We start from the raw sequence: 12722 nt of genomic DNA on the forward strand, positions 1-12722 counted from the left end.
GACAGCCAAGGAGGGGAACCGTCATGCAAGTACCCGCGCAGGAAACGGACGCGCCGGACCGGAACACGGGCTTCGCGGCCGAAGCCTTGTTCCGTCTTGCAGGGAGGAAGGCGCTTCTGGGCATTCTGATCCCCGGCCTGCTCCTGATCGTCTGGCAGCTTTCCAGCTCGCAAGGGTGGATCGACGGCATCTTGTATCCGGCGCCGACGACGATCGCCCGGGCCTTCTACGACCTGATCCTATCCGGGACGTTATGGGAGAATCTGCGCATCAGTCTGGCGCGGGCCGCGATCGGCTTCGCGCTCGGAGGGGCGGCGGGTCTCGCGCTGGGGGTGCTGGTCGGCATGTCGCGGAGGACCGAGAAGGTGCTCAATCCGTCGGTGCAGATGATCCGCATGATTCCGCACCTGGCGCTCGTCCCGCTCTTCGTCCTCTGGTTCGGCATCGGCGAGACGTCCAAGGTGCTCATCATTGCCAAGGGGGCCTTTTTCCCGCTCTATATCAACGCCTTCATCGGTATTCGGAACGCGGACAACAAGCTGTTCGAGGTGGCGAGGGCGCTTGAATATTCGCGATGGACGACGATCCGCAAGCTCGTCATTCCGAGCGCCATGCCCAATATCATCCTCGGGACCCGGCTCTCGCTCGGGCTCGCCTGGCTCGGGCTGGTCGTCGCGGAGCTGATGGGAGCGACTTCGGGCCTCGGCTATCTGATGTCCGACGCCCGGCAGTTCTCCCAGACGCCGATCGTCTTCGTGGGCATCGTTCTGTTCGCGGTCATCGGGAAGCTGGCGGATTCCGGCGTTCGGCTCGTCGAGCGGAGGCTGCTTCATTGGCAGGACGGCTTCAAAGGCCGATAACGACGAACGTCATGATGAGGGGGGATTCCCATGGAAAGCAATGCCGGAACGCTATCGCATCCGTTGTCCGAAGCGGGCCGCGCGAAAGCCGGGGCGAACGTCCGGGACGTATGGAAGGAGAAAGGGGGGACGCTGGTTGCCGGCCTTCTGCTGCCGGCCTTCGCGATCGCCATCTGGCAGACGGCGGGCAGTCTCGGCTGGATCTCGGCCCGGTTCCTGCCCGATCCGTACACGATTCTGAAGACGTTCCGGGAACTGGCCGCCACCGGCGAGCTGGGCGCGGATCTGGGCATCAGCTTGCAGCGGGCCGCGATCGGCTTCCTGTTCGGAGGTTCGCTCGGCCTGCTGCTCGGGCTGCTGAACGGCTTCTCGAAGACGCTCGACGGTCTGCTTGATCCTACCCTGCAGATGATCCGGATGGTGCCGCATCTCGCGGTCTCGCCGCTGATCATCCTGTGGCTCGGCTTCGACGAGACGTCGAAGATCGTCATCATTGCGCTGGGGGCGTTCTTTCCCTTGTATTTGAATACGTATCTCGGGATTCGGATGGTCGACCGCAAGCTGATCGAGGTCAGCCAGGTGCTCGCCTACCCGAGAAGGAAGGTGCTGACCCGTCTCATCCTGCCGGCCGCGCTGCCGAACATCCTGCTGGGTCTTCGGCTGTCTCTGGCGGTCTCCTGGCTCGGGCTCGTCGTCGCGGAGCTGATCGGCTCGCAGTCGGGCATCGGCTTCCTGATCAATATCGGGAAGCAGGACGGCGTGCCATCGTACATTTTCGTAGGCGTCATTCTGTTCGCTGTCGTCGGCAAGCTGGTGGATTCGTTCGTTCAGGCGCTGGAACGCCGGCTTCTGAAGTGGAACGATTCGTACTTGGGATAAACGATAACCGAATACCTGTCCGACCGTACCCGCGGAGGCAGCCCGACGATGAGGCTGTCTCTTTTTTTTCACCGGCGGCATTCATCTCCGTCACTTCGCCGATCCCCAAAAACGGCGCAATATTGTACCGCAACACCGGCTGGCAGGTAAAGCCCTGTGAATTGGGCATGCGTGTCCCACAAACTTTGTTAGTCCATGATGCCGTCGTTGTATTTTTTCGCTGGGCAGGGATCGGAAAAACCGATGTTTCGATGTTTGACGGAACTTTCGTTCCGAAACATATCAGCTTTGAACCTGATAAGGAGGTTGTCTGCATGAGCGAAGCAAGACAATGGGATGGATTGGACCTGGAAGCGGACGTTCTGGTCATCGGCGGCGGGCCGGCCGGCGCCTGGGCGGCGATTACCGCGGCCCGGAACGGCTCGAGCGTCGTGCTTGCCGATAAGGGATATTGCGGCTCGAGCGGCGCGACCGCTCCGTCGGGCACGGGCGTCTGGTACGTTCAGCCCGACGAAGAGAAGCGAAGGGCGGCGAAGGAAGGCCGCTACACGCTGGGCGGCCATCTGGCGGAGAATCGCTGGATGGACCGGGTGCTGGACCGCACGTACGAAATAATGAACCGCTTGGAGGAATACGGCTATCCGTTCCCGCTGAACGAGAACGGCACTGCCTACAAGCGCGGCCTGCAGGGGCCCGAATATATGAAGCTGATGCGCAAGCTCGTTCTGAAGGCGGGCGTCAAAATTCTGGATCACAGCCCGGCTCTCGAGCTGCTCGCCGACGAGCACGGCGTAGGCGGCGCGCGCGGCGTGCGTACGCAGCGGGGGGACAGCTGGACGGTTCGGGCCGGCGCGGTCGTCATCGCCACCGGCGGGTGCGCGTTCCTGAGCAAGGCGCTTGGCTGCAACGTGCTCACCGGGGACGGCTACCTGTTCGCTGCGGAAGCCGGGGCGTCGATGTCCGGCATGGAATTTTCCAATGCGTACGCCATCTCGCCGACTTTCTCGTCCGTAACGAAAACGGCCTATTACCGGTACGCGTCTTTCTATTACGAGGACGGCACGATCGTCGAGGGCGCGGGCTCGACGCGCGGGCGTTCGGTGATCGCGCGGAATCTGCTGCAGGGACGGCAGGTCTACGCCCGTCTCGATCAGGCGCCGGCGGATCTACAGCCGCTGCTTCGCATCGGCCAGACGAACTTTTTCCTGCCGTTCGACCGTCTCGGCATCAATCCGTTCACCGATCTGTTCCCCGTGACGCTTCGGCTGGAAGGCACGGTGCGCGGCACGGGAGGCATCCAGATCGTGGACGACACGTGCGCGACGAAGGTGCCCGGCCTCTACGCGGCGGGCGATGCGGCCACCCGCGAGTTCATCTGCGGCGGCTTCACCGGAGGCGGCAGCCATAACGCGGCGTGGGCGATGTCCTCCGGCTCGTTCGCCGGCGAAGGGGCATCGAATTATGCGCGCGGTCTCGGATCGCGCGCGGCGACGCGCGAGCTGAAGGGGCTGTCTTCTTCCCCGCTGACGAGCGCGTCTGCCGATCGGCCGGAGAAGACGGCCGAACGCATCCAAGCGGTGCGGGACGAGGTCGTGCCGTACGATCGCAACCTGTTCCGCACCGAGCAGGGACTTACCGGATCTCTGAATCGTTTGGACTCGCTCTGGAGAGAGCTTCGGCAGACGCCGGTCGAGCGGTCGGCCGCCGGCGTCAAGGGACGGGAGGCGGCGGCCATGACGGCCACCGCGCGCTGGATGTACCGCTCCGCGCTCGCCAGAACCGAGACTCGAGGGATGCACAAGCGCGCCGATTATCCGGAGCTCGACAGCAACCAGCGGTACCGGCTGATCGCGGAGGGCCTGGACGAGATCGCGGTGTCCCGCCGGCAAGTGGAGGAGGCGTTGGTTCGTTGATCGAGATTCTTAGCGAGACGAAGTGCATCGGGTGCAACCAGTGCGTATCCGTCTGCCCGACGAACGTGTTCGACCGGGTGGAGGATGGCATTCCGAAGATCGCCCGCCAGAGCGACTGCCAGACCTGCTTCATGTGCGAGCTGTATTGCCCGGTCGACGCTCTTTACGTCGCTCCCGATGCGGAAGCGGCCGTGCATCCGGTAGAGGAACAGCTCGAGAGCCAGGGGCTGCTGGGCGGCTATCGGGAGAAGGTCGGCTGGGGGCCGGGGCGTCAGCCGGTCTCCCGCCATGAAGGCATGTATCAATTGGCGCTAAAAACGGGCTTGTAACGACACCGGGCAGAAGGGGATCACACCGATATGATTCAGGAGAGAAACCGACAAACAATCGAGAGCAAGCCAGAAACCGGCCATGGCCATGCAGGTACCGAAGGAAGAGCGGCAAGCCGCTCCGCCAAGTCCGGCCCCCGGCGGCGCGCCAAGCGCGTCAGCGTGCTCGCCTTGGCCGCCGCGGCGCTGCTGCTCGTCCTCGCGGCCTGCGGGGCGAGCGAGAAAAGCAAGACGGCTTCAAGCGCGTCCCCGTCGCCGGCGGCGTCTTCGGGTGCTTCGCCGGCCGCCGCGGCGGCCGGCGAACCGAAGCTGCCGTCCGTCCTTCATTACGGCTTCATCGGACTCAATAAGCTGAACCTCCCGCGCGGCGCCGAAGGCTGGGGCCTGTACAAAGGAATCATTCAAGAAGCGCTCGCTCCGTACGGAGTGACGAAGATCGAATCGACCGCGTTTCCGAACGGGCCCGACCAGAGCGAGGCGCTGATGAGCGGACGGCTCGACTTCGGCAGCCTGGGCGATACGCCGGCCATCCTGGCACGTTCGACGGGCGCGAAGACCCGGCTGATCTCGCAGAACCAGATCGACCTGCTCAGCTATCTGATCGCGAAGAAGAACGGTCCGGCCTCCGTTCAGGATTTGAAGGGCAAGACCATCGCGGTTCAGAAGGGCTCGTACATGCACCGATATCTGGTCGGCTTGCTGAAGTCGGAAGGAGTGACCGGCTATAAGCTCGTACACATGCTGTCGGCGGACGGCGAAGCGGCGCTCGCCCGCGGCGACGTCGACGCGATGACGAACAGCGGCGCGGACGCCTTGAGGCTCATCGACGAAGGCTATCCGCTGCTGGACGATACGACCAAGCATCCGGAGCTGTACGGCACGAGCGTAACGGTCGCCACGGAAGATTTTCTCGCCAAATATCCGGACTTTCCAAAGCTGTGGAACGAAGCGCGGCTGAAAGCGTTGGACGATCTCAAGCAGCATCCGGACGATTACTACGCCTTCCTCGCCCAGATCTCCAATACGACGCCCGAGATCGCGAAGAAGGTCTATCCGATCGAGTCGATCGAGGAGCAGCCGTTCACCGACGAAGGCCTTAAGCTGCTGGACGGTACGAAGCAGTTCCTGATCGACGAGAAGATCGCCACGAAAAACTTCGAATTGAAGGATTGGCAGTTGGCCTATTGATGGCAGGCTTTCGCCCCTTCGACGATATGGAGATTGGAGAGATAGACATGACTTTGTCCGCCGATACGGCCTTGAATTCGACCGTTCGCTCTGTGGGAGCATCCGCACGACAAGCCGACTATCCTGTCGCCGACCTCATCCTGAACCGCTGGTCGCCCCGGGCGTATACCGACCGTCCCGTCACCGACGAAGAGCTGTTCACCGTACTGGAGGCGGCCCGCTGGGCGCCTTCCTCCAGCAACGAGCAGCCGTGGCGGTTCTATGTCGCCCGCACGGAAGAGGAACTGGAGCGCTTCCGCGGCTTCATCCTGCCGGGCAATCGCAAATGGAGCGACCGGGCTCCGGTCCTCCTGCTCATCGCTTCCGTCGTCAAGAAAAGCAACGGCGACGCGAACGGGGCCCACGCGTTCGACGCGGGCGCCGCATGGGGCATCCTGGCTTTGCAGGCTCGCCTGCTCGGCCTGGCGACCCGCGCGATCGGCGGCTTCGACCGCCGGAAGGCGCGCGAGACGCTGCGGACGCCGGACGATATCGAGCTGCACGCCGTCATCGCGCTCGGCCATCCGGGGACGCCCGAACTCCTGCCCGAGGAGCTTCGGGAGCGGGAGACGCCGAATTCGCGCCGCCCTCTGGAGATCAGCCTGCTGCCTGTCCTTGAAGAGTAGTGTTGGATCCAACCGACGCGTCCGGGCGAATCCGGTATCATGACGATTTCGTTTTATTCGGATTCGCCCAGACCAAATGAACCGCATTCCCCAGGTAATGCTCCGCTCGATTGACCCGGATGCCCGATTCTCGGATAAACCCCATCATATCGCGGTTCAAGTGGCAGCCGACAACCTGCCGGAATAGCGGGTTCATCGCGCTTTGCAGGAGCCCGATGAGCCGATTCGAGCCGATGCCGTGCTCCATCAACAGAATCCGGCCTTCGGGCCGGCACCACTTCCGCATGGAACGCAACACGGCCAGAGGATTCTCGTAACCGCACAGCGTTAAAGTCGAAACGACGGTGTCGAACGAATCGTCCGGGAACGAGAGCGATTCCGTGTCGCGAAGCTTGAACTCCGCCCGAATTCCGCTGTCCGACGCGGCTTCTCGGGCTTTTTCCAGCATCGCCGGACTGAAATCAACCGCGGTAACCTGCACCTCCCTCGAATAAAACGGAAAGTTCGCGCCGGCTCCGACGCCGACCTCCAGAACGTCCCCCCGGGCGGTACGGATCAGCTTTTCCCGCCACATGCCTTCCGAGCGTCTTTTTCTCCTGGCTTCATAAATCTTCGCTTGTTTATCGAATTTGCGAATCAGCCTCTCATGGTTCATGCCATCCTCTCCCGCCGCGCTACTCTTCTTTCAATTGAATATCCATGCAGTAAAGCAAGGAGATCGCTTCCGGCAGCATAAAAGTCGCGCCTGAGATTCGATTGCCGTTCGGATCGATCCGATAGTTCGCGGCATGGGAGAAGTCCGCGCCCGTCAGGTTGGTCTCGCCGAACAGACTCTCGCTGAAATCCGTCGAGCTGAAGATGGCTTTGGCGAGATCGGCCTCCCGAAAATCCACGTTTCTGGCCATGCATTTTCGAAGGATGCATTGCGGCAATGCCAGTCCGATGAAGGTGGAATGGTTCAGGGTGCATTCTTCAAAGACGAGAGCGCCGGGCATGACCATTTTCGGCCAGATCGCCTCCGTCCAATTGATTCCGACACATTTGCATTCGGTGAAGCTTGCCTGCGAGAATTGGCAGTCCACGACTTTGATCTGATTCAGATTGCAATTGGCGAAGCGGCAGCCCGAAAATTTGCAGTCTCGAAAGAAAGTCTCGCCAAAGTCGCAGTCCGTAAAGGTGCAATCATAGAATCGGACCGAATCCAACTCTTCATTGGAAAATCGGATCTTTTGAAACTGCTCGTCATAGTACTCGGAATCCATAAACATCCGGCTCACTCCCGACGCGAGGGACTTTTCATTAATCTTCTCCGCCGGCGCCGCGTTAACCTGCCGAAAGCAGGCTTTTTCGATTGAATGATACTTACTGTAACGCTATACTTTGCGGTAACTCGTCCTCGGACGGTCTTTCCGGAGGAGGCGCGACTTTTGTCGATCGGGAGGGAGACGTCATTATAATATAATTCGCGTCAAACGCACGGAAGAATTCTGAAGGAAGGAGTTCTAAAATGAAGGCAACGCCGATTTTTGAAAACGCATTCTCGAGAGACATTCCGATTAAGGGGGACGATAAACCTTGAAAACGGCGGCCATCCAACCGGCTCCGGCAACCGGCCGATACGCGACCGAGTCCAAGCTGAGCAAGAATTGGAAGTTGATGAAGAAGCACTGGCAATATTACGCCTTGGTCCTCCTTCCGGTGGCCTACCTCGTGATCTTCAAATATTTGCCTATCGTAGGCGTGCAGATGGCGTTTCGCGATTACAACGTCGTGGACGGCATGTGGGGAAGCAAATGGATCGGCTTGCATTACTTCGTAGAGTTTTTTAAGTCTCCGCTGTTCTGGGACATCTTCGGCAATACGCTCAAGATCAGCGTCACCACCATGATCTTCACTTTTCCGACCCCCATTCTCCTTGCCCTCATTCTGAATGAAGTCCGCGACAGCTTCTTCAATCGGTTCAGTCAGACGATCACCCTCGCGCCGCATTTTATTTCCGTCGTGGTCATGTCCGGGATGATCATTCTGTTCCTGGATCCGAAAACCGGCATGCTGCCGAAGATGATGGAATGGGTCGGGATCGAACCGGTCAACTTCCTGGCGAGCGTCGCCAGCTTCAAATATGTCTACGCCGTCTCGGAGGTATGGCAGCACGTCGGTTACTCCGCGATCATTTACCTGGCGGCTCTGGCGGGCATTAACCCCGAGCTGTACGAAGCGGCGAAGATGGACGGCGCGTCCCGTTTCAAGAAAATTCTTCACGTGGACATCCCGGGCATCTCGCTCGTCATGACGATTCTTCTGATCCTGCAGATCGGAGAATTGACCGGGGTCGGCTTCGAGAAAATCCTTCTGCTGCAAAATCCGATCAACCAGCCGGGATCGGAAGTCATCGCGACTTACGTCTACAACGTCGGTCTGGTGAACGCGAACTACAGCTTCGGTACGGCGATCGGCCTGTTCAACTCGGTCATCAACTTCATTCTGTTGTTCGCCGTGAACTGGATCTCCCGGAGGGTCTCCGAGAACAGCCTGTGGTAAATCCCGCATGGAAAGGAAAATCGAGATGAACAAGCGCAACGCGATACGCGAATCGTTCGGAGATCGAAGCTTCCTGATGGCCATGTACGTGATTCTGATCCTGATCGTCATTTCCATCCTGTACCCTCTGCTGCACATCCTGGCGGCCTCGTTCAGCAATCCGCAGGACGTCATCTCCGGAGCGGTGACGATCTTCCCGGCGCATCCGACCGTCATGGCCTACGAGACGCTGTTCAAGAACAGCCAGGTTTATACGGGGTACGCCAACACTCTCTTCTACACCGTCGTCGGCACGGCGGTCCAGGTGCTGTTTACGGTTCTGCTGGCTTATCCGCTGTCGAGGAAAGAGTTCGTCGGCCGCAAAGTGCTCATGATGGCGATCCTGCTCACCATGTTCTTCGAGGGCGGACTGATCCCGACATACCTGATCGTCAAATATCTGCACATTCTGGATACGAGATGGGCGCTCATCATTCCGAAAGCGCTGTTCGTCTGGCAGGTCATCATCGCGGTGACGTTCTTCCGCACTTCGATTCCGGACGAAATCCACGAAAGCGCGCAGCTGGACGGCTGCTCCGACGCCGGGTTCCTGTGGCGCATCGTCCTGCCGCTCTCCAAACCGATTATCGCGGTATTGATTCTGATGTATGCGGTTGCAGACTGGAACTCTTACTTCGATGCCCTGATCTATTTGACCAAGTCGGAGCTGTTCCCGCTGCAGCTGGTGCTGCGAAATATTCTGGTGCTCAGCCAAGTCTCGCAATTGTCTCCGTCCGTCGCCTATCAAATGAGGAGGCTGCACGGCTTGAGCGATCTGTTGAAATATGCGCTGATCGTCGTTTCGAGCGCGCCGATTTTGATCTTCTATCCTTTCGTGCAGAAGCATTTCGTCAAGGGGATGATGATTGGTTCCATCAAGGGCTAAATCATTGACCATAGCAACCTGCAATCTACAAAGGGGAAGGAAGTGTTTGGCTTGAAGAAGCGCTTGGTCAAATGGGCGGTCGTATGGCTGGCATTGGTAACGGTTCTTGCGGGGTGCAGCAGCAACAGCAACGACAGCGGCAATAACGGGGGCGATCAGGCAAGCGGGCAGTCGGACGGCGCTGCGGCGACGGGCAGCCAAGCGAGCGGCGGAACTTCGGGCAAGAAGGTCGTGGTGACCGCCTTCTCCAGCCAGGGGCCCAGAATCACGAGCTTCAACGACAACACGATGACGCAGAAGATCGAGCAGAAGCTCGGCATCGACATCGATTTCAAGACGGCGCCCCAGGACGGCGCCAAGGACAAGCAGAATCTGCTGCTGGCCAGCGGAGATTATCCGGCCGCGTTTATCGGCGGGGACTTCTCCAAGGTCGATCAGCTGAAGTACGGCACGATGGGCGTCTTCCTTCCGCTTAACGATCTGATCGATCAGTACGCTCCGAACGTGAAGCAGGCTCTGGAAGAAGTGCCGGGCCTGAAGGAAGGGCTTACGGCTCCGGACGGCAACATCTACGCGCTGCCCGGGCTGGACGGATGCGATCACTGCATGTACCCGGCCAAGCTGTGGCTCAACAAGCAGTGGCTGGACAATCTCCACCTGGCGATGCCGACCACCACGGACGAGTTCGAGAAAGTGCTCGAGGCGTTCAAAAACAACGACCCGAACGGCAACGGCAAAGCGGACGAAATTCCGCTCAGCGGATACGTTCAGTCGGGAAGCCAGTGGTCCAATCCGGTCACGTTCCTGATGAACGCCTTCGTCTACGACAACCCGACGAATTACTTGCAGGTCAAGGACGGGAAAGTGGATCTGGTCGCCGACGAAGACGGCTGGAAGCAAGGCTTGTCCTATATCCACGATCTGTATAACAAAGGGCTGATCGATCCGGCTGCGTTCACGCAAAATCTGGAGGGCATCCAGCAGGAGGCCAACAATCCGGACGAGGTCATCCTGGGGGCGTTCTCGGACTTGTGGAACGGCGACGTCGTGACGATCTACGGAGATTCGGACGGCCGCTGGGCGAATTATTTCGGAGTGGCGCCGCTGAAGGGTCCGAACGGGAAGCAATATGCGACGTATACCGAGGACGCGGTGCCGGGCGGCAAATTCGCGATCACGGACAAAGCCGATAAAGACCAGCAGGTCGCCGCCATCAAGATCGCAGACTATTTGTTTTCCAAAGAGGGGGCCTTGGACGCGTTCCAGGGCGTAGACGGATGGATCGACGCCACGGCCGACCAGAAGGGCATCGACGGCAAGGCGGCCATCTGGGACACGGCTCCCGGCGGCATGGATTGGGAGGCGCCTTCCAAATCCATCTGGGAGAACGGCTTCTATTATATGAGCAAAGAGCTGTATCTGGGGCAGGCCGTTTCGCAGGATATCAACGTGCAGGACGGGAACGAGACGCGGCTTTACCAGGCGAACGAGCAATATGTCGGACACGAGCCTCCGAAGGAGGAACGTCTGCCCGACGTGTTCATCGATCCGAGCCAGGCGCAGACCGTCGCGGAGCTGCAGACCACGATCAACAACTATATCGAACAAAGCGAAGTGCAGTTCATTCTCGGCAAGAAGGATCTGAACAAGGATTGGGACGCGTACGTTCAGGGGCTGAAGGATCTCGGCGCGGACAAATATTTGGGCATCTATCAGGATGCTTACGACAAAGACAAGAGCAAGTAAAATAGCTTGGAAGGCTCGCAATGGGACTTGCGAGGGGACTTGCCGAAGGACTCGTAGAGGACTCGCAGTAGGACCTGCAAGGGACTTGCAGAGGCATATGCAAAGGGCTGCTCCCAACGTCATGGGGTTGTTTCCGGGGAGAATGAGGTCTGCGGCCGCATCGCCTCCGGCCAGCGTGGCGCGATTCGTCTTCCGCGTCGGGGGTCGGACGGGACTTGCCGGGAATCCAAAACCTGCAAATCTGCAGGAATTTACGCTCAAATCAAGCGGCAGGCGCTAAAAACCTGCAAAAATGCAGTTATTTAGCGGCGATCGCGGCCCGAGCGGGGAAATGGAGGGGAAAGCCTGCACTTTTGCAGGCTTTCTTAATTGAAGCGCGAGTTCGCTGCGAATTCCTGCACTTTTGCAGGCTTTCTTAAATCGGAGAGTGAGCTCGCTTCGGCTTCCTTCACTTTTGCGGTCTTTCTCAAAAAAAGGCGAGAACTCGCTGAGCTTTCCAGCACTTTTTGCCGGTGGCTGCCAGCGGGAACACATCGGCGGACCGCCTGCCAAGCGGCACCGAATCCGATGAAGCTAGACGAAATAGGGCAAGCCCAAGGGGCTGTTCCGAGGGTTCGAGTTGGGGATAGACAGAAAGCAAGCCATGGCGAGGCAAGGAGAACTCTCCTTGCACCGCCATGGCTTTTACGTCAAGCCCGGCAATCCGGGACGGAGCGAGCTTCTTTCCGGATTCTCCGCAAGCGCCCGGACCCTCCTCGTCGCCGAGCCCGGCGCTTTCCGGTTTCCCTCCAAGCGCCCGAACCTACCTTGTCGCCGAGCCTGGCTTCACGCGGGGCGTTACGCATTCTCGCAAGGATTGCCCGCGAGATTGCGCCCTCTGGCCAGCCAGAAACGCCAGCCTTTGTTCCGCTCGGGATCGACCTTCGTGTCGGCCGAGATGTACCTCATCGTGTAGCCGCAGCGGCGGTGCGGACTCTTGTTGGCCGGCGCGCCGTGAATGATGCGAGAGTCGTGCAGCGAGCATTCGCCGCGCTCCAGTTCGAAATAAACGGCCTTCGACTCGTCCAGGTTTTTGATTTGGGCATGGAAGGTGTTGTCCTTCTTGTCGACGCTCTCGTATTCCGAGAAGCCGTTATGGTGCGTGCCGGGAATGACGCGCATGCAGCCGTTCTCCTTCTTGCTCGGATCGAGCGCCAGCCAGATGGTGACGATGTTGTCGTACTTGTCGAAGCGGCCTTCCCAGTACGCCGAATCCTCGTGCCAGGGGGTCTGCCGGCCGGTATAAGGATCCTTGCAGATAAAGTGGCTGGACCACAGCACGATATCCGGTCCGATCAGCCCTTCGACCAGGTCGAGCGCCTCATCGCTCAGCAAAAACTCCAGCAGCCGCTCGTCCCGGAAATGCGGCGTGTCCAATTCGTCCGACAGCTTCGCCCCTTTGAGCGCCAGCTGTTCCTCGAAAATCTCCGTAAGCTTGCCCAGCTTCTCCTCCGAGAACAACGGCTTCTTGTGCAGCACATAACCTTTTTCCTTGTAAAAGGCGACTTCCTGCTCGTTCAACTTGGCCATAATCAGAGGTGCCTCCTTCTTGGTTTGGGATAGGTTCATTATAGGAAAGGGCGCCGAAATCCATCTTCCGCGGCAATGAGATGATTTGTTTTATATTGATTTTCGAA

The 12722-nt window shown here is 59.4% G+C and carries 12 protein-coding genes; 9 read left to right on the forward strand and 3 right to left on the reverse strand.

Annotated elements, in window-relative coordinates; all coding sequences use genetic code 11:
• Positions 1-23 precede the first annotated feature (23 nt).
• The 6 genes from H7C18_RS24530 to H7C18_RS24555 all read left to right on the forward strand — a co-directional run bounded on the left by H7C18_RS24530 (position 24) and on the right by H7C18_RS24555 (position 5834).
• Positions 24-860, forward strand: a complete 837-nt coding sequence (locus tag H7C18_RS24530) for an ABC transporter permease (protein ID WP_185131747.1) — start codon at positions 24-26, stop codon at positions 858-860.
• Positions 861-890: 30 nt separating this feature from the next.
• Positions 891-1739, forward strand: coding sequence for an ABC transporter permease (locus H7C18_RS24535; RefSeq protein WP_185131748.1), 849 nt, complete (start codon positions 891-893; stop codon positions 1737-1739).
• A 314-nt stretch (positions 1740-2053) separates the two neighbouring features.
• Positions 2054-3652, forward strand: coding sequence for an FAD-dependent oxidoreductase (locus H7C18_RS24540; RefSeq protein ID WP_185131749.1), 1599 nt, complete (start codon positions 2054-2056; stop codon positions 3650-3652).
• The gene (locus H7C18_RS24545) at positions 3649-3981 is read left to right on the forward strand and encodes a 4Fe-4S dicluster domain-containing protein (RefSeq protein ID WP_185131750.1); all 333 of its coding nucleotides are present in this window, start codon (positions 3649-3651) and stop codon (positions 3979-3981) included. Before H7C18_RS24540 ends, H7C18_RS24545 begins: the two co-directional genes overlap by 4 nt.
• Before the next feature lie 30 nt (positions 3982-4011).
• Positions 4012-5169: an ABC transporter substrate-binding protein gene (locus H7C18_RS24550; protein ID WP_185131751.1), complete on the forward strand. Its 1158-nt coding sequence runs from the start codon at positions 4012-4014 to the stop codon at positions 5167-5169.
• Between the two features lie 47 nt (positions 5170-5216).
• Positions 5217-5834, forward strand: coding sequence for a nitroreductase family protein (locus H7C18_RS24555; RefSeq protein WP_185131752.1), 618 nt, complete (start codon positions 5217-5219; stop codon positions 5832-5834).
• Between the two features lie 37 nt (positions 5835-5871).
• On the opposite strand, the gene H7C18_RS24560 is transcribed toward H7C18_RS24555, so the two are convergent.
• Together H7C18_RS24560 and H7C18_RS24565 are read right to left on the reverse strand one after the other, a co-directional pair.
• Positions 5872-6489 carry a class I SAM-dependent methyltransferase gene (locus tag H7C18_RS24560; RefSeq protein ID WP_185131753.1) on the reverse strand — a complete coding sequence of 206 codons (618 nt, stop codon included), beginning with the start codon at positions 6487-6489 and terminating at the stop codon, positions 5872-5874.
• A 19-nt stretch (positions 6490-6508) separates the two neighbouring features.
• Positions 6509-7102: a pentapeptide repeat-containing protein gene (locus H7C18_RS24565; RefSeq protein WP_185131754.1), complete on the reverse strand. Its 594-nt coding sequence runs from the start codon at positions 7100-7102 to the stop codon at positions 6509-6511.
• Positions 7103-7409: 307 nt separating this feature from the next.
• Between H7C18_RS24565 and H7C18_RS24570 the strand changes: the two genes are divergently transcribed.
• The 3 genes from H7C18_RS24570 to H7C18_RS24580 are packed head-to-tail and all read left to right on the forward strand — an operon-like array spanning position 7410 to position 11046.
• Entirely contained in the window at positions 7410-8375 is a 966-nt protein-coding gene (locus H7C18_RS24570; protein WP_238357933.1) for an ABC transporter permease, read from the forward strand.
• Positions 8376-8400: 25 nt separating this feature from the next.
• Positions 8401-9300 carry a carbohydrate ABC transporter permease gene (locus H7C18_RS24575; protein WP_185131755.1) on the forward strand — a complete coding sequence of 300 codons (900 nt, stop codon included), beginning with the start codon at positions 8401-8403 and terminating at the stop codon, positions 9298-9300.
• A 51-nt stretch (positions 9301-9351) separates the two neighbouring features.
• Positions 9352-11046, forward strand: coding sequence for a type 2 periplasmic-binding domain-containing protein (locus H7C18_RS24580; RefSeq protein ID WP_185131756.1), 1695 nt, complete (start codon positions 9352-9354; stop codon positions 11044-11046).
• Between the two features lie 837 nt (positions 11047-11883).
• On the opposite strand, the gene H7C18_RS24585 is transcribed toward H7C18_RS24580, so the two are convergent.
• Positions 11884-12615, reverse strand: coding sequence for a phytanoyl-CoA dioxygenase family protein (locus tag H7C18_RS24585; protein ID WP_185131757.1), 732 nt, complete (start codon positions 12613-12615; stop codon positions 11884-11886).
• Positions 12616-12722 lie beyond the last annotated feature (107 nt).

The organism is Cohnella zeiphila (assembly GCF_014212055.1).
Lineage (GTDB): Bacteria > Bacillota > Bacilli > Paenibacillales > Paenibacillaceae > Cohnella > Cohnella zeiphila.